This window comes from Marinobacter sp. DS40M6, from assembly GCF_028581595.1.
Classification (GTDB): domain Bacteria; phylum Pseudomonadota; class Gammaproteobacteria; order Pseudomonadales; family Oleiphilaceae; genus Marinobacter; species Marinobacter salarius.
Map to the genome: position 1 here is coordinate 865,935 of NZ_JAFCAE010000001.1, position 19,970 is coordinate 885,904.

The following is a 19,970-nucleotide window of genomic DNA, read 5'->3' on the forward strand; positions in this document are numbered from 1 at the left end:
GGAGCCGCAGATGCACGCCCTGTCCAATTCGCTGTCCTTTGATCATCCGACAGAAGTGAATGTCTGGCTCAGGCAGCTTGCCGCAACGGCGGTCTCCGCCGTCCATCCCGATACGCTGCTTTCGGCTGGTCAGCTACCGCCGCGCCCGCCCGGACGTACCGTTGTGATTGGGGCTGGCAAAGCGGCGGCGGCGATGGCTGCGGCCTTCGAGCGCACGTGGGCTGATACCTACGAGGACGCCGACCTTTCCGGGCTTGTTGTTACCCGTTATGGACATGGCGCGGAGTGTCGTCACGTCGAGGTATTGGAAGCTTCTCATCCCATGCCGGACGAATTGGGCGAGAAGGCTGCCCAGCGTATGCTCGAGTCGATGGCCGGGCTGACCGGGAATGATCTTGTTGTCGCTTTGATTTCCGGTGGCGGTTCCGCACTCATGACGCTGCCGGCGCCAGGGCTGACACTGCAGCAAAAGCAGGCCATCAACAAGACGCTGTTGCGTTGCGGGGCCCCGATCCGGGAGATCAACACGGTGCGGCGCCACCTTTCGCGCATCAAGGGTGGGCGCCTGGCTGTCGCTGCCCATCCGGCGAGGGTGATTACCTACCTGATTTCCGATGTGCCCGGCGACGATCCTGCGCTCATCGCCTCAGGACCAACCATTCCAGACGCGACAACGCCACTGGATGCCCTGGAAATACTGGAGCGGTACTCCATTGATATTCCAGAGGCTGTGCGTAGCCACCTGGTCAGCGACGATACCGCCCCCAAGCCGCATTCACCCGAATTTGGGCTTGACCGCACGATCGTTCAGGCCAGGGCCTGTGATGCACTTCGAGCCGCCGAAGCGTCCGCCAACCTGGCCGGTGTAGACGTTCGTGTATTGGGTGACGATCTTGAAGGAGAGGCGAGGGAGCTCGGAGGTGAGCACGCGACAATGGCGTTGACGCTGCAAAAAGACCTCAAAGAACCTCTGTTGATCCTTTCAGGCGGCGAGACCAGCGTTACGGTGTCCGGTGAAGGGCGAGGAGGCCGCAACGTCGAATACCTCCTGGGCGCCATCTCGGTCCTTCAGGGAGCGTCCAATATTCACGCTTTGGCCATCGACACGGACGGTATTGATGGCTCCGAGGATAACGCCGGGGCTATTTTCGGCCCCAATGACTGGTCGCGGGTCCAGGCCCTGAAGCTTGACCCTGCAACCTATCTCGCCCGCAACGACGCCTACAGCTTTTTTGAAGCACTCGATGGCTTGATCATCACGGGTCCGACTCGCACCAATGTTAATGATTTCCGCGCCATTCTGGTGCTTCCGAAGTCCATGTGAGCCCCGAAGTCCATGTGAGTAAAGCACCGAGCACTAACATCGGTCCTGTACGCGGATACCCTGGCAGGACCTTATTGTTTGGTGCCGGCTTTTTTGCGGGCAAAGCCAATGTGTGAAAACACCGCATGCAGGTCATCGGTTGTGCTTTCGTTATCAAAGTTCAGTTTCGCATCGATATGATCCATGTGGTGCATCATCAACGAAACGGCTTTGTCGGTGTCACGGGCGGATATCGCATCCAGTAGCTGGTTGTGCTCATCATAGGAACAGTGCGAACGGGTTCCTTTTTCGTATTGGGCGATGATCAGTGAGGTCTGCGAAACCAGGCTGCGCTGGAAGCCAACGAAGGGGGCGTTGTTCGCCGCCTCGGCCAGTTTCAGGTGAAACTCGCCAGACAGGCGAATACCGGCGCCCCGATCCCCGCGGGCGAAGCAATCATGCTCCTCTGTCACCATCTCCCGCAGCTCATCGATCTGTTCTTCAGTGGCGTGCTGAACGGCAAGCTCTGTGATGGCACGTTCGACCAAACGCCTTGCGTAGAGAATCTGGCGGGCTTCCTCCACGCTTGGGCTGGCCACCATTGCGCCCCGGTTGGGGCGAATGGAAACGACACCCTCATGTGCCAGCTGTGACAGCTCCCGCCGGATAATCGTGCGGCTGACTCCAAAAATTTCTCCCAACGCCTCTTCGCTCAATTTCGTTCCCGGGGCCAGGCGATGCTCAAGAATAGCGTCGAACATGTGGGCGTATATGGTGTCGCTTGTCGCCCCCGTCCGTTTCTTCTCGGCTCGGTTCGGGCTTTTGGTGGGCTGCGCTTGTTTGCTCATAATGTCTCGCGAATGAGGTGGTGGAAGTACGAAATCCGGTAGTGGGATAGTATACGAGAAATGACCCCGTTTAGCCGAGCCTGATCCGCTCACGTGCCACCTTTTGGAGCTCCAGGCCATCGCTGGGGTTGGGGAAGGGGCAAAAAAAACCCGCCGGGAGGCGGGTAAAAACACACTGAGGCAAGTCGAGTGTGTTGCAGGAGGGCGGGTAAGGTTCGCAGATCGGATGTCACAACACCTCCCCGCCGTGGCCACGATGACCTGATCAAAGAGTAACATAATTCAATCATAAGTGAATACATAATATAGAAATATTGTATCCCATAAATTAATGAATGCCGTCTTTTGTGTATCTTTTGTGGCTTGGTGGTGGTGAGTGATCGCCATGCTGAAGCCAGAGATATTGCCGGCCTGCAAAAAGAATTGCCTCACATTGGCGTCTATGTTAATTGTATACGATATTCTGGTGTTTCGCTCTGAAGCGTGGGCGCCAATCGCATTCATTGAGGTATCAGGAGTAAACAATGAGCCGTTTTCGAACCCTGACTCCGTCCAGCCTTGGGCGCGAGGACTTCGTAGCCGCATTTGCGGACATCTATGAGCATTCACCGTGGGTAGCGGATAAAGCCTATGAGATGGGCATCGATGAGACATGTGATGAGGTCGAAAGCCTGCATGAGCGGATGGCCAACATCCTTCTCAGTGCGGATCGCGACACCCAGTTGGCCTTGATCAACGCCCACCCTGATCTCGCAGGCAAAGCCGCTATGCGTGGAGAGCTAACAGCCTCCAGTACGTCCGAGCAGGCCGGTGCCGGCATTCAGGATTGCAGCCCGGAAGAGTTTGAGCGCTTTGTCAGGCTGAATGAGGCGTACAAAGCCAAGTTTGGGTTTATTTTTGTGATGGCGGTGCGAGGTAGTAATCGACACCAGATACTGGCGTCGTTCGAAGAGCGCATTCACAACTCTCCCGAACAGGAATTTCAGCGTGCCCTGAGCGAGATCAATAAAATTGCCTTATTCCGCCTGCAAGCCATGTAGTGGGCGGGGCCCCGAACCTTTTGTGCATCTGGTTCAAAGTATAGATTTATTAGTCTTTTGAGACGTAGATCCTTTCGTGCTCACTCCGAAACTGAACTACACTTTATCGTGTTGTTCCTAACAGGATGTGGGCCGAGATATGTTCAACGCATGGAAGTCCTTTCAGTCACTGTCCTTACTTCATTGGGTGGCGATTTCCCTCTCGTTACTGCTTACCCTCACCGCCTGGCAGGTTTCGTCCCGAATTGCAGAGGAGAAGGCCGGGGAGCAGTTTGACCATCAGGTGAAACAGCTCAATGAACTGCTGCGGGACCGGATGCAGAAGTACGAATTTGCATTGATGTCCGGTGCCGGTGCTATCCGTGCCTCAGAGGGCGGCGTGAACCTGGAAATGTGGAAGCGCTTCAGCGAAGTGCTGGCGCTTCAGGAGCGTTTGCCGGGTATTAATGGTATCGGCGTTATTGAGCGTGTCTCCGCGGAAAATCTGGGCGACTATATCGCGGAAAAACAACTGGAGCGTTCCTACTTCCGGGTGCATCCTTCCCATGGTGGCGATGACTTCTGGCCCATTGTCTACATTGAGCCGGAGGCGTCTAATAACGCGGCCGTCGGGCTCGACATGGCTCATGAATCGAATCGATACCAGGCCGCGCTCAAAGCAATGCGAACCGGCCAAACCCAGATCACGGGCCCTATCGTATTGGTACAGGATGAAAAAAGAACACCAGGGTTCCTTTTCTTTCGGCCATTCTACCAATCCGCAGAGGTGCCACCGGCCGATCAACGTGAGTCATTGTTCAGCGGGCTGGTTTACGCACCCTTCATCATGTCGAAACTGATGGAAGGCACGCTCGCCAACGTCAACCGGCTTGTTCACTTTCGGGTTACGGACGGTGAATCCCGCCTGTACAGCGAACTCGATGAAACCCGTGGCGACAATTACGACCCTACTCCCATGTTCGAGACGTCTTACGTGATCGATATGTATGGTCGTCAGTGGCATTTCGATGTCCAGACTACCCGGCGTTTTGAAACGTTCAATGCCGGTAAGCAGCCCATTATCATTCTGGTCAGCGGCCTTGTTATCAATGCCCTGATTTTTCTGGTCTTTGCGCTCATGGCCAACGCTCGCCGCCGCGCCGAAAGTAAGGTTGTTGAGAAAACAGCTGAGCTGCAGGAAAGCCTGAATTTCATCAACACGCTGACTGACCACCTTCCATTAACCGTGTCTGTCTGGGACTCCCGACTCACGTGTCGTTTTATGAACGCCTACGGAGAACACTGGTTCCCGTTCAGTAAAGAAGCAGCCATTGGCCAGAATCTGGAGCAGATGCTTGGCCCAGACCTCGTCAAAGAGCGCAGCAAACATTATCAGCAGGCGCTGGAAGGGAAGAGCGTTCAGGCCAGTGCTTCGCTTGAAAACCGCAAGGGTGAGATCCGCGATGTTGTGGTCAGTTATCACCCGGTGACTTTGCAGGGTGAGCGGTGTTTCATGGCGACCACGATTGACGTAACCGATATCGTGCAGCGTGAAAAGGAGCTGGAAGTTCTGAACGCGGAACTCGAGGAACAGAAGCAGGAGGCGGAATCGGCGGTGACCGTCAAAACGGCCTTCCTTGCCAATATGAGCCACGAGATCCGCACACCCATGAACGCGATTATCGGTGTTCTGGTGTTGTTGCAGGAAGCCGGGTTGGAGGATCACCCACGGCGGCTCGTTAAGAAAGCCTTCTCGGCGTCTGAGGCACTCCTGCAACTTCTGAATGACATTCTTGATCTGTCCAAGATCGAAGCGGATCACATTGAGCTTGATATCCATCCATTTGATATCGATGCACTGGTTCACCGTAGCGTTGACCTGTTTGCCATTGTTGCGGAAGAAAAAGGCCTGAAACTCAGGGTGTCTATTGATCCCGCGACACCCAATCGTGTGTCGGGCGATCTGCTACGCATCTCCCAGATATGCACCAATCTTGTCGGTAATGCCGTCAAATTCACCCGCAAGGGCGGTATCGATGTCCGGATTGATTATCGGACTGAGAGTCAGGCAAGCGGCTATCTGCAAATTGAAGTTGTGGATACCGGTGTGGGTATCAAACCCGAGGATCAGGGGCGAATTTTTGAGAACTTCCGGCAAGCGGACGAATCCACGAGCCGGAATTTCGGTGGGACCGGGTTAGGCCTTGCCATTAGCCAAAGACTGGCACTATTGATGAAAGCGGAACTGACCCTGGAGAGCGACATTGGCAAGGGCTCGACTTTTCGGCTTTTAGTGCCTGTCGGTGTCTCACAGGATGATGGCACAGTAAGTTCCTCGAGGACGGGAAGGCCGATTCACGTCTTCCATTACGGTTTCCGTGCCAATCTGGCCTTGCTCGAGGATTATCGGGAGCATTGGCGCCTGACACTTGAAACCGTCGATGATATGACTCAATGGCCCGCTATCCTTGAGAGTATTGCGAAGGTTGAAGACGTCGAAGACAGGTTCTTCCTGATTGACATGGAAGGCACGGAACCGAGCCTGCTGGACGGTTTCGTGACCGAGCTCCTGACCGATCCCGGCAGGTACCCGCTCTGGGCCATACTGATCATTGCCTCTGCCGGCTATTGGCGGGACTGGGTGGCGGACTTCGAGCGTTCCGGCGGGCACATGGCCTTTGAGCCCCTGACGCCATCAAAGCTCTTCGAGCACTTTTCCCAAAGACATGGGAATAAGCCGGATTCGCGGGGAGGGGGCAAGCCCCAGTTTGACGGATTATCCGCGCTGGTGGTCGACGATGTGCCCTTGAACTGCGAAATTGTTGAGAGTTACCTGAGATCGTTTGGTGTCAATGTGCAGTCTGTCCAGACAGGGGACCAGGCCGTTGAGCGCTTGGGGCAGAGGGGCTTCGACCTTATACTGATGGATCTTCACCTGGACGGTGAAACCGGCCAGGAGGTGACCGAGCGGATCCATGGCTGTGCCAACGCAAATGACTCGATCATCGTTGCGCTCTCGGCCTCTATTTCCGATCACGACCGCATGACGGCCAAGGCGGCGGGAATGCAGGACTATCTCACCAAACCGGTGGTTCCCAAGGATATCCAGTTACTGCTGGAAACCTACTTTGAAGATCGTCGGTCAGTGGTTTACACGCCCGAGGTGTCCGACGAGAGTGAGGTATTCAACGACACGGAGGTGGCGGTAACGGACATGCCGGACTTTATTTCACGTCAGGCTTACGATCGTCTTTTCAGTGATGATCAAGCGTTGTTCACTCGGTGTGTCAGAAGCTTTATTGCCAGTTCCGCGGAGATGGTTGCTGATGTCCGGAAGGCAACGCTGGTGGAAGATGCCCGTCACATGGCGCACAAGATCAAGGGGGCCGCCGCCAGTATTGCCGATACAGAGCTTGCTGGAGTGGCTGGTCAGGTTGAGAACGCCCAGGAGGATCGTTTGTCGCTGTCTATGTTGCCCCGACTGCTCAACCTGCTTTCTGACCATAGCCGTCGCTTGGAACAACACTTCGACTTGAACGACTCTGGTGGTAATACCGCTAAAACCGACGCTGAGTTACAAACCGTGCTTTCTCGTGTAAAGACGAAACTGTGTGGCAATCGTATCGCTGAAGATGAAGATTTGAGGGTGATCTTGAATCACCTCATTGCCAGCGGCGAGATGAAACTGGCGAACCAACTGAGGCAAGCGTTGGAGGTCTATGACTTCCCGCTCGCACTCACACTATTGGACGATGTTCCACTGGAGGGATAGGCCAGACAATGAGTAATGAAGAACAGCCAGTTGTACTTGTTGTGGAAGATAATCCCACTGGTATCGCCAGTCTTGTGGGGATACTGGGGGCGGCCTGCGAACTCGTTGTTGCCAAGACGCTGGCAGAGGCAGAGCGATGCCTTTCGCCGGACATGGACCTTGTACTTCTTGACCTCTACCTGCCCGATGGCAACGGTATTGAGTTTCTTAAACGCTTGAAGTCGGACCCGCTCTACCAGGAACTGCCGGTGATCTGTATGTCCGCTTCCGACCAGAGCAGCGACATTGAAGAGGCGTTCAGGGAAGGCGCTATTGATTATGTCCTCAAACCTTTCAACAAGATCATTCTGAGTGCCAAGGTTTCAACCTTTGTTGATTTTAAGCGAAAGACGAATTTGCTGGCCGCCCAGGCGTTGCGGGATACACTGACCGGGATCGGCAACCGACGGATGTTTGAGCAGCAGTTGGACCTGGAGTGGCGGAGGGCGCTTCGACAGGAACTTTCCCTCGGCCTTGCTCTGGTGGATATGGACCATTTCAAAAGTATTAATGATCAACATGGGCACGCCCAGGGTGATGTTTGCCTGCAACTGCTGGCGACGTCCATGGAAAAGGCGTTCGGCCGTGCGGGCGATCTGGTGGCAAGACTCGGCGGCGATGAGTTTGTAGCAATGCTGCCCGGTGCCACGCTCAACAGTACGGTTCGGGCGGCCAAACGTCTGAAGGAGGTTCTGGCAAACGAACACGAAAAGTGTCGCCGCAGTGGGCAGGATTGCCCTGGCTTTTCAGTGTCAGTCGGTTGCTACGCTGTCGTTCCTCACAAAGGGACGAATGCTTCAGAGTTGAAGGAAGCAGCGGATCAGTATCTTTATGAAGCAAAGAGGGAAGGGGGGCGTAGCTGTGTCAGACCTGCTATCTAAGCTGGACCGAGACGACTCGATAGGAACGCGCCTCTTTCAGGTGAAACCCAAGATCATGGTCGTGGATGACGAACCCACCAATATACGCGTGTTGTCGGATGCACTGAAAAACGATCATGACATTATCGTGGCCACCAGTGCGAAACAGGCGTTGGGGCTTCTCGATAGGGGAGAACGTCCTCATTTATTGCTACTGGATATCATGATGCCAGACATGGATGGTCTGGAAATGTGTCGACGGCTGAAGATGCGTCAGGAACTTCAGCACATTCCGGTTATCTTCATCACGGCGCTCATTGACACAGACAGTGAGGAAAAGGGATTTGAGGTGGGGGCTGTGGATTTTATTCGTAAGCCAATCAGCATCCCCTCCGTGCGGGCAAGAGTGCGCACGCACATTTCCCTGAAAGGCATGCTCGATCATATGGTCGAGCTCAATCAAACGTTAAACGAAAGATTGCATCAGTCGGACCAGTTGAACTGGCGCTTGATGCAGGAGCAGAAACGGGGCCGTGCCGCTGACTCAACGAACCTCTATGAGCAGGCCTTCATGTCGACCTCGGAAGGTATCGCGGTGCTTGATCACGAGGGCAAAATCACCGCAGTGAACCCCTCCTACAGCCGCATTACCGGTTACTCCGAAGACGAAGCGTTAGGTCGTTATCATGACGTTCTTGATGTGCGCGTGGATAAGCGCCATAACAGCACCAGTATCCTGGACTATCTGGGGGTACATAATCACTGGTCGGGGGAGATCTACAACCGCAGAAGGAATGGCGAGGTTTATCCGGAGCTGAGAACGATCAGCACCATAAGGGCCGAGGACGGCCAGGTGACCCACTACGTGACGGTCTTCAACGATATCACCAACCTGAAAGAAACCGAGCAGCGGTTGGAAGAGCTGACCTGGCGTGACCCCGTTACCGGGTTCCCCAACCGGGCGCTTTTCCTGGACCAGCTGAGTACCGTGCTGAAGTTGTGTCATCACGGTGGCATGGCCACTGCGGTGATCGTTGTTGATATCAACAACTTCCGATATGTAAACGAGACCTTTGGTTTCGACTGCGGTGATATTGTCATTCAGACATTTGCCGAGAGGCTCAGGAATGCCTGCCATGAAGACGACTCCATCGCTCGTCTGTCGGGCGATGAGTTTGGAATCGTGCTGGCACCAAAGCAGTGGACGTTGGATGAAGCCTATCGGATAGCCCTGCAGGTGTTCGAGCGTATTCAGGAGTCTCTACGGGAACCCGTGCCTTATCGCTCGGAAGGGGTGTTGACGATAGAGGCAACCGGTGGCATTGCGCTGTACCCAACAGAAAGCTCCGACATGCCTTCCCTGGCTTTACGCCATGCCGAAACGGCGCACCGAAATGCCAAGGACTCGAACCGGGCTGTTGCGGTGTTTGAAGATTCCATGAGCGAGAATATCCGGCGGCAGATGGCGGTGGAGTCGGAACTGGCCCGAGCGATTACCGAGAACGAAATTGCAATGTATGCTCAATCTCAGCATAGCCCGGACCGGAAACTGGCGGGCATCGAACTTCTGGTTCGCTGGGATCATCCGGAAAGAGGGTTGTTGGGGCCCGGCGAATTTATTCCTTTTGCCGAGCGAACCCGGCAGATTGTCGCCCTGGAGCGCCATATCGTTCGCGTGTGCCTGGGAATGTTGGCTCAGATGAGAGCAGATTCGCGAAAGCTCCGCTGCTCAATCAATATTTCCGCCAAGCACATGGCGGAAGAGGATTTTGCTGAGGCGATCCTCGGTTTGGTTGCAGACTCGGGTTACCCGCCCGCGCTGATTACGTTCGAGCTGACGGAAAGCGTGATGGTGAAAGATGTGGACGCCGTTGTCGAAAAGATGGAGAAGATACGGAACCTCGGCTGCACGTTCTCGCTGGACGATTTCGGAACAGGTTATTCCTCGCTTTCCCAATTGCGCCGATTGCCCATATCGGAAATCAAGATTGACCGGTCGTTTGTGCTTTCGGCGTTGAACGATTCCACGTCCGCCGATATCGTCGATATGGTGAAACGTATAGGTGAATCCATGAATGTTCGAGTTGTGGCGGAGGGAGTGGAAACGCAAGAACATGCTGATTTCCTGAAAACCCACCATCCGGGGGTGTATTTACAGGGGTACTTCTTTGGGCGCCCGGCACCGTTATGGACCTTTTTCGTCGAGAAGTCGCACTGAACGCTGCGTCTGAGATGGCCCCGGCTTCTACGTCAATGCCTCAATCGCTTTCGCGTCGGTCGCGAAAATATTCTCCTCTTTGATCAGTTGGGCCAGCCCTGTCCTTGAAAGGGCCTCCCTCAACGGAAGTTTTGGGCCGGACAGGTAGAGGGTAATGCCTCTTGCATCCAGAAAGGACCAGATGTCCTGCAGGGTATCCAGGCCAGTAGAGTCGACCTGATTCAGGGAGGATGCAGAAATCAGCACGGTTCTCAAATCCGGGGCGGCATCCACTCGCTTGCGGATGGAGCGCTCCAGAACCGGTGCCGTCAGGTAAGTGAGTGAGGCGTCCATACGCACCCCGAGAACCCCCTCGGCAATGGGCGGCAGTTGGTAAAGATGTCGGTCACGAAACCCACCTGACTCATGAACCCCCAGCTCAATGATTCGCGGCACGGCATGATGATGAAGGAAGGCGAGCAAAGACGCCGCTATGCCCGCCAGAATTCCCCAGTACAGGTTTGGCACGGTGACCAGTGTCACCACCAGGGTGACGAGAGCTACCATGCCATCCTTGGGGTTTTCACGGCTCAATCGGGTAAGCGAGCGGACATCAATCAGCCGGGTGACGGGCACGATGATGATGGCGGCGAGGATCGCGGTCGGCAGGTGATACAGGAGCTCGGTAAACCCGAAAAGAGAGATCAGCACGAGCAGTGAGGCGATCAGGGACGCCCTCGCGGTCTTCGCTCCACTGTAGGCGTTCAGCGCCGTGCGGGAGAACGAACCGCTGACAGGAAAGGCACCGCTGAAGCCGCTGGCCATTTTGGCCAGACCCTGACCGATTAACTCCTGATTCCGGTCCCACGGTTCTCCTGTTATTCGCGACATGGTGCGGCAACTGGACATCGCTTCGGTAAAGCTGATCAGTGCAATGATCGCAGCGGGCAGCAGAAGCGCCAGGTGCTGGTCAACGGAGAGTGTCAGAGGCAATGAAGGCTGGGGAAGTCCGCTTCCGACCGGACCGATGACCGAGCCGCCAAGCTCTCCAAATCCCAGCAGATAACTGCCGGCGATGCCAATCAGTGTAACGACCATCACCGCAGGCAGGCGCGCGGTCAATTTTCCGAGTAGCAGCAACGCTGCCACGCCACCGAGGCCGAACCCGGCGGTTGCGACCAGCCGCCAGGGGGCGTGTTGCCATTCCTGCCAGAGAGTGGATAGCCAGTTTCCGCCGGCGCCTGTATCGAAGCCCAGTAGGGCAGGGATCTGTGAAACGATAATGATGACGGCAGCCGCATTCACGAATCCCTGAACGACAGCGTTCGAGATCAGGTTGGCAAGAATGCCCATGCGGAACGCGCCCATAAGAAACTGCATGAGCCCGGAATAGAGGGCGAGCCATATGGCCATCACCACCCATTCCGGGGACCCCGCTTCGGCCAACGGTTGCAGCGCCGCGAAGGTCAGCAGGCTGGTTAATGCCACAGGCCCGACCGCAAGCAGTGACGATGAACCGAACAATGCCCCAACAATGCCCGGCAGCAGTGCCGCGTAGAGACCGGTAACGGGCGGCATCCCCGCGAGTTGGGCGTATGCCAGGGCCTGGGGGATCAGTACCAACCCGACCGTGATGCCGGCAATGGCGTCCGCCCGGTTCTGCCGTCTCGTGGGTCTGGCCCATGTCAGGAAGGGGAAGAGCCTGACGATCAGTTTACTTGAGGATGCCCGCATAACAATTCCAATTGGCAACGTGTCGGTGTAACGCACGTATCCGGTCCGGCTCTCCATTTAAGGGGCTTTGATAACCGTATAGCACATTACCAGCATCGGGATAGAGAAAGTAGAATTCGACTCAATGATCTATGCTGTCATTAGGCTGCATGGCACCGCCTCTGGCCTCTGCTGGCCTCTGGAGAGTGCACGAATAAATTCGCTGATGGAGAAGGCGTATGCAACAGATCCAGAAATACCCCGCGGGCTGGCGGGTACTGCATTGGGTAATGGCGCTGATGGTCCTGACGTTGATACCCGTCGGGCTCTGGATGGCGTCGCGTGCGGAAGCTGATATCTGGGGGGCGCTGACGAATACCTTGTACAGTGGGCACAAAGCCATAGGTTTTACCGTGCTCCTACTGATGATCCTGCGGATCGTCGTCAAGATACGGGTAAAAAGCCCACCCTATCCCGAGAGCATGCCCCGCACATTGCAGATTGCAGCCAAGAGCATGCACCACCTGATCTACGTCATGTTGGTGGTTACGCCTTTGTTTGGCTGGGCCGGTGTGACGGCGTATCCGGCTTTGGGCATCGTGGGCGATGTCAGACTGCCCGCCATGCCTTTTGTGCCGGAGGACAAGGAATTGGCTGGGAGCCTGTTTGCGATACATGGGTGGCTCGCCATAACGTTGGGGGTGCTGGTCGCAGGCCATATCGCGGCGGCCTTTCGTCATATGCTCCGTGGGGATGGTATTTTCCGCCGGATGGTTTGAGTTGGCATGCGAGGACCGCAGCCGGCCTGTTCCGGTGCGATCGCTAAGCCAGGCAGATGCGGTACCGAAGCACCCCGGCATCCTCCTCACGGACCCATTCAATCCGGTGCCCGGTCAGCTCGCACAGCACCTGTAAATCCCGACGACCGCTGGGATCATCGGCCAGGAAGTCAACCTGCGTGCCGCTGGGAAGGCCCTGGGTGCGCTTCTTAAAACGCAGAACGGGCAGTGGGCATACCAAACCGATGGCATCGATCTGGTAAACCTCTGTTTCATGCATCTGGGACTGTTCAGTCAAGCCGCACATTCTCACTGCTGGTTTGCGTGGCGGAGGACCACCCGAACTGGTCAAGAACGGGCGGGGCGGCAAAGGCAATCACCAGCGCCGCGACAAACGCTGAAATCATGACTTTCACGATGACCCTCCTTTACCCTGTTTGGCTTCAACCTCGGCCACCCACAGATCGTGGTGCTGGCGCGCCCACTCCACATCAACCTGGCCGTTACCCATGGCATCGAAGGCGCCTTCCATGCCAACCGAGCCAATATAAATGTGGGCAATGATGGCCAGCATCATCACGAATGCGACAATCGAGTGCCAGAGGTTGGCGTATTGCATCTCTTCGTGGGGCGCCAGATCGGTCGGGAAGCTGGTACCCAGAACACTGTTCATGATGCCGAAGGTATCGGCAAACATGGGGATCTGAAACGGGAACAGCAGCGACAGCCCGGAAAGGGACACTGAGACGCCCAGCACCATCACGGTCCAGAAAATGATCTTCTGGCCGGCGTTGAATTTCTTCGCGGACGGATGGCTCTTGGTAAAGATACCGCCGCCGGCCTTGAGCCATTGCCAGTCCAGCTTGTTGGGAATGTTGTGGGCCACCCACATGACAAACGTCATCACCAGCCCCAGCATGAACGCCCATGCAACGTTATTGTGGACCCACTTGGAGCCGGCAGCCAGGGTGGCAAAGGCGTCGGCCCCCATGACCGGGATCAGGAAGCTTCGCCCCATCAGGGTGACCAGCCCGGTCAGGCCCAGGGCGATAAACGAGCCTGCCAGCAGCCAATGGCCGAACCGCTCGACGGCTTTGAACCGTTCAATTGTAGTGCCCGCAGGGCCGCCTTCGATTTTGATCCTGCCGCGAATGAGATAGAACACCACCAGCAATGCGATGAAGCCCAGAATGGCACCGCCGCCGTAGGTGATGACCGGCCCTTCACGCAACTGGTACCAGCGCATGCCGCCGTCCTGGATCAGAACATCGGCCGCCGGGTTGCGAACCTGGGTTTCAATGTCGATGTTGTCGTAGCGAATGCCGCGCCAGGCATCAGCATCGGAACGCCCGCCACGGGTGCCCAGTGGCTCGTTGATCGGTGCCGCGTTGGCGGGATTACCTGTTTCTTTGGAACGGGATTCCCCGTCAGCTTTCAGTCTTTCCTGCCGGGCCATGATGTCTTCGAGGGTTTGGCCGCCCCCGGTAGACATCTGGTCAGACTCGGGAACGTCCTGCGCCCACACAGGGTTGAAGACCAATGTCGCCAGCACAAAAACGGCGGCACCGAATAGTTTACAGTTCATGAAAGCACTCCAGCGGAATGAACAAAAAGAATCCGTTGCCTTAACGAATGCCGGGGCCCCAGGGCCCCGGAAACATCCAATGGGCTTACGCGCCCTTCTTCTCGTAGGCTGTGCCCCATCCCCAGGCGCCTGAACCAAAACCACGGTTCACCACACGCTGGCGGTAGATGTCCGCTACCTCGTTGCCGTCACCGGCCAACAAGGCTTTGGTGGAGCACATTTCCGCACAGATCGGCAGCTTGCCCTCCGCAATACGGTTGCGCCCGTACTTGGAGAACTCCGCTGTGGAGTTGTCTTCTTCCGGACCGCCCGCACAGAACGTGCATTTGTCCATCTTGCCACGGCTGCCAAAGTTGCCCGCTTGCGGGAACTGAGGGGCGCCGAATGGGCAAGCGTAGAAACAATACCCACAACCAATGCACAGATCCTTGGAGTGCAAAACCACACCGTCTTCGGTCTGGTAGAAGCAATCCACGGGGCAGACGGCCATACAGGGCGCGTCTGAACAGTGCATGCAGGCTACCGAGATCGAACGCTCACCGGGCTTGCCATCTTCAATGGTCACCACGCGTCGACGGTTGATGCCCCAGGGGACTTCATGCTCATTCTTGCAGGCCGTTACGCAGGCATTACACTCGATGCAGCGTTCGGCATCGCAAAGGAATTTCGCTCTTGCTTGTCCTTCAATGGCCATGATCTACACCTCTTGTTATGCCGGCATAATCGAACACAGGGTGCACTTGGTCTCTTGCATCTGTGTGACCGAGTCATACCCGTATGTTTGAACTGTGTTGGTGGATTCACCCAATACGTAGGGGTCGGAGCCTTTCGGATACTTGTCCCTCAGATCCTTGCCCTCCAGGTGTCCGCCGAAGTGGAACGGCATGAAGGCTACGCCCTCGCCGACCCGTTCGGTCACCATGGCCTTGACTTTGATGCGTGCGCCTTCCGGGCCAGACACCCAGACATCCTTACCGTCACGAATGTTCATGTTGTTCGCATCACGCGGATTCACTTCAATGAACATGTCTTGCTGCAATTCCGCCAGCCACGGGTTGGACCGGGTCTCGTCACCACCACCTTCATACTCAACCAGTCGGCCTGAGGTCAGAATGATGGGGAAGTCCTTGCTGAAGTCCTTCTTCTGGATGGACTCGTACAGGGTCGGGACACGCCAGAAGGTTTTGTCCTCGTAGGTCGGATAGTCCTCCACCAGGTCTCGGCGGTTGGTATAGAGGGGTTCGCGATGAAGCGGCACGGGGTCCGGGAAGTTCCAGACGATGGCGCGGGCCTTGGCGTTACCAAAGGGCGCGCACTCGTGTTTGATCGCAACACGCTGGATGCCGCCAGACAGGTCGGTTTTCCAGTTGGTTTCGGGGCCGGCAACGGCATCAATGCTGGCCCGCTCTTCGGCCGTCAGGTCGCCATCCCAGCCCAGGTCCATCAGCATCTGCATGGTGAATTCCGGATACCCGTCCTTGATCTCGGAGTTTTTCGAGTAAACGCCGTCCGCCAGCAGGTTTTCGCCGTTGCGTTCAACGCCAAAGCGGGCACGGAAGGTAAGGCCACCTTTGGACACCGGCAAAGACATGTCATAGAGCACGTGTGTGCCCGGATGGTTCATTTCCGGTGTGCCCCAGGATGGCCATGGCAGGCCGTAGATATCACCATCGCAGGGGCCACCCACCGCACGCAGTGTGGTCTTGTCGAAGTGGTGCTGGTTGGCCATGTGCTTTTTCAGCCGCTCTGGCGACTGACCGGTGTAGCCGATGGTCCACATGCCACGGTTGAATTCACGGGTGATGTCCTCGACGACCGGTTCATTGCCTTCAATGGCGATATTGCGGAACATGCGATCGGTGAAACCGAACTTGTCCGCAAACAGCTTCATGATTTCGTGGTCGACCTTGGAGTCGAACAGCGGCTCAACGACCTTTTCACGCCACTGGAGCGATCGGTTGGAAGCGGTGACCGAGCCCGATGTCTCGAACTGTGTGGTCGCCGGCAACAGGTAAGCGCCCTCCTTACGGTCGTGCAGCACTGCAGACACGGTGGGGAAGGGGTCCACCACGACCAGCAGGTCGAGTTTCTCCATGGCTTCCTTCATTTCCAGCATCCGGGTCTGGGAGTTCGGCGCGTGGCCCCACAGCACCATAGCCCGGGTGTTGTCGGGCTGCTCCAGGTTTTCCTTGGCTTCCAGAACGCCGTCAATCCAGCGCGATACGGGTATGCCTTTCTCGTTCATCATGGCTCTGGATTTCCCGTCCTTGTCCCACACGGCAAAACGCCCCTTGAGCCAATCCAGGTCCTCTTCCCAGACGCGGGCCCAATGAGCCCAGGAGCCAGCGGCCAGCCCATAGTAGCCGGGCAGGGTATCGGCCAATACACCCAGGTCAGTGGCGCCCTGAACGTTGTCGTGGCCACGGAAGATGTTGGTGCCGCCGCCAGCAGCGCCCATGTTGCCCAGTGCCAGTTGCAGCACACAGTAGGCGCGGGTGTTGTTGTTGCCGTTGGTGTGCTGGGTACCACCCATGCACCAGATGACCGTGCCAGGGCGGTTATTCGCCAGGGTACGAGCGACGCGCTCAAGCTGTGCTCCAGGCACACCGGTTACACGCTCGACTTCCTCAGGGTTCCATTTCTTTACTTCCTGCCGGATGTCGTCCATGCCGTACACGCGGGTGCGGATGAACTCCTTGTCTTCCCAGCTGTTCTCAAAGATGTGCCACAACAGGCCCCAGACCAGCGCGACGTCTGAGCCCGGACGAAACCGTACATACTCGTCCGCGTGCGCGGCGGTGCGGGTGAAGCGAGGGTCGCAGACAATCAGCGGCGCGTTGTTCTCTTCCTTGGCTTTGAGAAGATGCAGCAGCGACACCGGGTGCGCTTCCGCAGGGTTACCACCGATCAGGAAGATCGCTTTCGAGTTGTGGATATCGTTGTACGAATTGGTCATCGCACCGTAGCCCCAGGTGTTGGCTACGCCGGCAACCGTGGTCGAATGGCAGATCCGGGCCTGGTGATCAACGTTGTTGGTACCCCAGTAGGCAGCGAATTTGCGGAAAAGGTAGGATTGCTCATTGTTGAACTTTGCGCTTCCCAGCCAGTAGACTGAATCTGGACCGCTTTCCTCCCGGATCTGTAGCATCTTGTCGCCGATCTCGTTGATCGCTTCGTCCCAGGAGATTTTCTGCCACTGTCCGCCGACCATTTTCATCGGGTACTTGAGACGGCGTTCGCCGTGAGCGTGTTCACGTACTGAGGCGCCTTTTGCACAGTGCGCACCCAGGTTGAAGGGGCTGTCCCAACCAGGCTCCTGCCCGATCCAGGTGCCATTCTGGACTTCAGCCTCGACCGTGCAGCCAACCGAGCAGTGGGTACACACGGACTTTTTGCGAACAATTTTCCCACCTTCCGTCGATGGGGTAGCGGCCTCAACGCGGCCGGATGTTAGTGACAGAGCTGCCAGACCACCCACTGTGACACCGGAGGCGGCCAGGAAACCACGGCGATCCATGGTTTTGGCAGCGAGGGATGAAAGTAAAGAACCAGCACGGGGGCCTTTCGCTACCCCGTTGGTTTTCTTTCTTAACATGTCAATTACCTCTCTCTTTTTATTCTCGTTTTACGGAGGTGTGGCCATTCAAGAGCCTTTCGCAACCTTGAATGACACACGCTTCCTTAAAAGCGAGCCGATTCGAAGTACTTACGTGTGTGTTCAGTGTCACGCAGACCGCTGCTTTTCGGGGCTTCTTTCACCACCTCGGCTGCGGCGTTGGGGGAGACTGCCAGCGCAACAGCCGCAGGCGCTGCAGCTGCTGCCACCTTCAAGAAACGGCGGCGGCTGTTTTCACGTTTCGGGTTGTCCATTGGACACCTCCACCTGAGTTAAGGGACCAGGCAGGTCCCAGTTATTGAATGGCAAAAGCATCAGCCTCAACGGCCATGAAAGCCCGGCCCAGCGAGCCCACAGGCGCGTAGAAAACCGCGCTTTGCGCTTCTTCCAGATCGGTAAAGAACAGTGCCGCCCACTTCGCCAGGTGTGCGTCGAAAAAGGCTTTTTGAGAAGGCTGGTCACTGTCACACAGGAACTCGCCCGCAATAATGCCGGCCATGATTTCGCACAGCGTGCCCATGTGATCTTCCGGTTCTTTAACGTTGTCTCTTGCCTTGATGCCCCTGGCCATCAGGTCGCTGCGCAGATCCGCAAGGGGCTTCTCGTTGAGAAAGCCGGTCAGGTAATAACTGGTGTAGGGCAGTAACTCCCCACGACCAATGCCAACGAAAAGGTTGTTGAACTCCCGCTCGGCATCCTTGGGCGTGGTGCGTTGGGCAAGGGCAGCGAGGTTTCTGGAGGCGGTTCCTATCGGAGTGTCGTCGCCCTTTAAGGTCGCCAGTCCCCGCAGCAACTCACTTGAAGGTGGGCCGCCCAGCAAGACACCCAGCAACTGATACATTTGGGCACGGGCTCGATCTTCGTCGCTGATCGAGCGAGGGCACTGAACTTCTGCAGTGTTGGCCAAGACGTCTCTCTCTTCTTGTCTCTTGTTTATTGTTGTCTAATTTTTAATCACCGATCTACTGTATATAGCTCCGATTTGTGTCGGGCGCAACTACAGTTGCTAACGAGTCACGAATCGCCAAAACGCATTCGTGGGCGGTAGCGCGGTGTCGATTCTTCCCCGGTTTTGGTGACCACTGGTAGGGTATGACCAGCAGTATCTGACGGAACTTCTTCGAAGTCGGACTCGGATTCCTCGATGGCTTCTGCAGGTTCCGGAGGCGCCATCGTTACCGCAGTTTCGGCCTGCTCCGTGTGCTCTGTGATGGAGTCCCCGCGTTCTTTATCAGCCTGCTCCCCCGCCTTTTTAGTTCGGTCGATCAGTCCTTGTCCCACCTTGTAGAGGGTCTTTACGGCCCCGGTCGCGCTAGCCGCGCTGGTGAAATCCTCATCGTAGTCATTGAGCCCGTCCAGCACGGCAAGTACGGGGTTGGATTTCCAAAGTGATCGCAGGGCCCTGCGGCGTAGCAGCTCGGGGATTTCTTTGCGCATGAACCCGGTAATATCGGTACCCAGCTCAATGGCATCAGGATCTGGTAAGCCGTACTTCTCCAATACATCGTGCTCGGGCAAGGTCTGATTGATGGCGAGTTCCTGTTCTTCCGGTGACGGCTCGGACTCGACCGAGGGCGCCGCCGGCTCAGTTTTATTACCGGTTTCTGCTTTCTTGCGCGACCAACGTTGCAGGCGTGACTCAGCCATCACTGAATCCTCGGTTTTTTGATGTTGGCGGGTGCGCGAAAGACGTCGCTCTCCTGCCGGATACGCGGATCGCCTTTGGCGTCTTCGATGCCATCGACTTGGACACTGTCACGACGCCGTTTCTTGAAGGGCTCTTCGATGTAGTGCATATCGACAAACTCTTTGATCCAGGCCGCCAGAGACTCGGGAATGGGCACAGGCTCGACGATACTTTCGCCACTGTCCTGTGCATCCAATGCCTCATGGGCACTGGCGGTAATGGAACTGACGGCCCACCCTGAGGGAGAGCGACCGGTCTGGTCCTTATCCATGACAATCCAGACGGAGGGAACGGCCATGTTCAGGGATACAAGGTAGCCCTCCACGTCGGCGCGAAAGAGCTCCATGGTCACCGTGCCTGCGTGGTAATCCACGTCATCGCCTTCACGGATCAGTTCTTTCCAGAACGCCTCGGGGGCGCCCGGTATGACCGCCACCGGCTTCCAGATATACCGCGCCCACTGGGTTATGCCAGGGGACTGGCGAACGACGGCACCGACTTGTAACGCGCGTTTCCAATGATCTGTGCGACTGCTCATGGCTGCTCTCTTTT

Annotated in this window: 17 protein-coding genes; 6 read left to right on the forward strand and 11 right to left on the reverse strand. The window is 56.5% G+C overall.

Going from position 1 to position 19,970, the window contains the following annotated elements; genetic code table 11:
• Positions 1-10: 10 nt before the first annotated feature.
• Positions 11-1,324 (forward strand): glycerate kinase type-2 family protein, encoded by a 1,314-nt coding sequence (locus JJO78_RS03885; protein ID WP_075195330.1) that lies wholly within the window; start codon positions 11-13, stop codon positions 1,322-1,324.
• 71 nt (positions 1,325-1,395) lie between these two features.
• Here JJO78_RS03885 and JJO78_RS03890 read toward each other — a convergent pair whose 3' ends face one another.
• Positions 1,396-2,151, reverse strand: a complete 756-nt coding sequence (locus JJO78_RS03890; RefSeq protein WP_041334486.1) for a GntR family transcriptional regulator — start codon at positions 2,149-2,151, stop codon at positions 1,396-1,398.
• A gap of 524 nt (positions 2,152-2,675) precedes the next feature.
• Here JJO78_RS03890 and uraD point away from each other — a divergent pair.
• The 4 genes from uraD to JJO78_RS03910 all read left to right on the forward strand — a co-directional run bounded on the left by uraD (position 2,676) and on the right by JJO78_RS03910 (position 10,059).
• Entirely contained in the window at positions 2,676-3,191 is a 516-nt protein-coding gene (gene uraD / locus JJO78_RS03895) for a 2-oxo-4-hydroxy-4-carboxy-5-ureidoimidazoline decarboxylase (protein ID WP_041334489.1), read from the forward strand.
• Between the two features lie 139 nt (positions 3,192-3,330).
• Positions 3,331-6,942 (forward strand): CHASE domain-containing protein, encoded by a 3,612-nt coding sequence (locus tag JJO78_RS03900; protein WP_075195328.1) that lies wholly within the window; start codon positions 3,331-3,333, stop codon positions 6,940-6,942.
• Positions 6,943-6,950: 8 nt separating this feature from the next.
• The gene (locus tag JJO78_RS03905; protein WP_075195327.1) at positions 6,951-7,862 is read left to right on the forward strand and encodes a diguanylate cyclase; all 912 of its coding nucleotides are present in this window, start codon (positions 6,951-6,953) and stop codon (positions 7,860-7,862) included.
• 40 nt (positions 7,863-7,902) lie between these two features.
• Entirely contained in the window at positions 7,903-10,059 is a 2,157-nt protein-coding gene (locus tag JJO78_RS03910) for an EAL domain-containing response regulator (protein ID WP_178380778.1), read from the forward strand.
• A gap of 27 nt (positions 10,060-10,086) precedes the next feature.
• On the opposite strand, the gene JJO78_RS03915 is transcribed toward JJO78_RS03910, so the two are convergent.
• Positions 10,087-11,772, reverse strand: a complete 1,686-nt coding sequence (locus JJO78_RS03915) for a SulP family inorganic anion transporter (RefSeq protein ID WP_041336686.1) — start codon at positions 11,770-11,772, stop codon at positions 10,087-10,089.
• A 218-nt stretch (positions 11,773-11,990) separates the two neighbouring features.
• Here JJO78_RS03915 and JJO78_RS03920 point away from each other — a divergent pair, with 218 nt between their 5' ends.
• The gene (locus JJO78_RS03920; RefSeq protein ID WP_036202834.1) at positions 11,991-12,530 is read left to right on the forward strand and encodes a cytochrome b; all 540 of its coding nucleotides are present in this window, start codon (positions 11,991-11,993) and stop codon (positions 12,528-12,530) included.
• A gap of 43 nt (positions 12,531-12,573) precedes the next feature.
• On the opposite strand, the gene JJO78_RS03925 is transcribed toward JJO78_RS03920, so the two are convergent.
• The 9 genes from JJO78_RS03925 to JJO78_RS03965 form a co-directional block, all read right to left on the reverse strand.
• Positions 12,574-12,828 carry a sulfurtransferase TusA family protein gene (locus tag JJO78_RS03925; RefSeq protein WP_051946750.1) on the reverse strand — a complete coding sequence of 85 codons (255 nt, stop codon included), beginning with the start codon at positions 12,826-12,828 and terminating at the stop codon, positions 12,574-12,576.
• Positions 12,821-12,946: a hypothetical protein gene (locus JJO78_RS03930; protein WP_036202841.1), complete on the reverse strand. Its 126-nt coding sequence runs from the start codon at positions 12,944-12,946 to the stop codon at positions 12,821-12,823. Before JJO78_RS03930 ends, JJO78_RS03925 begins: the two co-directional genes overlap by 8 nt.
• Positions 12,943-14,115, reverse strand: coding sequence for a formate dehydrogenase subunit gamma (locus tag JJO78_RS03935; protein WP_075195325.1), 1,173 nt, complete (start codon positions 14,113-14,115; stop codon positions 12,943-12,945). The genes JJO78_RS03930 and JJO78_RS03935 overlap by 4 nt, the downstream gene beginning before the upstream one ends.
• A gap of 85 nt (positions 14,116-14,200) precedes the next feature.
• Positions 14,201-14,809 carry a formate dehydrogenase FDH3 subunit beta gene (fdh3B, locus tag JJO78_RS03940; RefSeq protein WP_007153241.1) on the reverse strand — a complete coding sequence of 203 codons (609 nt, stop codon included), beginning with the start codon at positions 14,807-14,809 and terminating at the stop codon, positions 14,201-14,203.
• 15 nt (positions 14,810-14,824) lie between these two features.
• The gene (locus JJO78_RS03945; protein ID WP_075195324.1) at positions 14,825-17,710 is read right to left on the reverse strand and encodes a formate dehydrogenase subunit alpha; all 2,886 of its coding nucleotides are present in this window, start codon (positions 17,708-17,710) and stop codon (positions 14,825-14,827) included.
• Positions 17,711-17,796: 86 nt separating this feature from the next.
• Positions 17,797-17,985 carry a twin-arginine translocation signal domain-containing protein gene (locus JJO78_RS03950; protein ID WP_075195323.1) on the reverse strand — a complete coding sequence of 63 codons (189 nt, stop codon included), beginning with the start codon at positions 17,983-17,985 and terminating at the stop codon, positions 17,797-17,799.
• Positions 17,986-18,026: 41 nt separating this feature from the next.
• Positions 18,027-18,638 (reverse strand): TorD/DmsD family molecular chaperone, encoded by a 612-nt coding sequence (locus tag JJO78_RS03955; protein ID WP_036202853.1) that lies wholly within the window; start codon positions 18,636-18,638, stop codon positions 18,027-18,029.
• 107 nt (positions 18,639-18,745) lie between these two features.
• Positions 18,746-19,378, reverse strand: coding sequence for a DUF3306 domain-containing protein (locus JJO78_RS03960; protein WP_075195322.1), 633 nt, complete (start codon positions 19,376-19,378; stop codon positions 18,746-18,748).
• Positions 19,378-19,956, reverse strand: coding sequence for a DUF3305 domain-containing protein (locus tag JJO78_RS03965; protein WP_075195321.1), 579 nt, complete (start codon positions 19,954-19,956; stop codon positions 19,378-19,380). The genes JJO78_RS03960 and JJO78_RS03965 overlap by 1 nt, the downstream gene beginning before the upstream one ends.
• Positions 19,957-19,970: the final 14 nt, after the last annotated feature.

What these genes read in the sequence shown, in the direction of transcription:
- JJO78_RS03885 (WP_075195330.1), top strand. Translation starts at nt 11, where the DNA reads ATGCACGCCCTGTCCAATTCGCTGTCCTTTGATCATCCGACAGAAGTG.
- JJO78_RS03890 (WP_041334486.1), bottom strand. Translation starts at nt 2,151, where the DNA reads ATGAGCAAACAAGCGCAGCCCACCAAAAGCCCGAACCGAGCCGAGAAG.
- uraD (WP_041334489.1), top strand. Translation starts at nt 2,676, where the DNA reads ATGAGCCGTTTTCGAACCCTGACTCCGTCCAGCCTTGGGCGCGAGGAC.
- JJO78_RS03900 (WP_075195328.1), top strand. Translation starts at nt 3,331, where the DNA reads ATGTTCAACGCATGGAAGTCCTTTCAGTCACTGTCCTTACTTCATTGG.
- JJO78_RS03905 (WP_075195327.1), top strand. Translation starts at nt 6,951, where the DNA reads ATGAGTAATGAAGAACAGCCAGTTGTACTTGTTGTGGAAGATAATCCC.
- JJO78_RS03915 (WP_041336686.1), bottom strand. Translation starts at nt 11,772, where the DNA reads ATGCGGGCATCCTCAAGTAAACTGATCGTCAGGCTCTTCCCCTTCCTG.
- JJO78_RS03920 (WP_036202834.1), top strand. Translation starts at nt 11,991, where the DNA reads ATGCAACAGATCCAGAAATACCCCGCGGGCTGGCGGGTACTGCATTGG.
- JJO78_RS03935 (WP_075195325.1), bottom strand. Translation starts at nt 14,115, where the DNA reads ATGAACTGTAAACTATTCGGTGCCGCCGTTTTTGTGCTGGCGACATTG.
- fdh3B (WP_007153241.1), bottom strand. Translation starts at nt 14,809, where the DNA reads ATGGCCATTGAAGGACAAGCAAGAGCGAAATTCCTTTGCGATGCCGAA.
- JJO78_RS03945 (WP_075195324.1), bottom strand. Translation starts at nt 17,710, where the DNA reads ATGTTAAGAAAGAAAACCAACGGGGTAGCGAAAGGCCCCCGTGCTGGT.
- JJO78_RS03950 (WP_075195323.1), bottom strand. Translation starts at nt 17,985, where the DNA reads ATGGACAACCCGAAACGTGAAAACAGCCGCCGCCGTTTCTTGAAGGTG.
- JJO78_RS03960 (WP_075195322.1), bottom strand. Translation starts at nt 19,378, where the DNA reads ATGGCTGAGTCACGCCTGCAACGTTGGTCGCGCAAGAAAGCAGAAACC.
- JJO78_RS03965 (WP_075195321.1), bottom strand. Translation starts at nt 19,956, where the DNA reads ATGAGCAGTCGCACAGATCATTGGAAACGCGCGTTACAAGTCGGTGCC.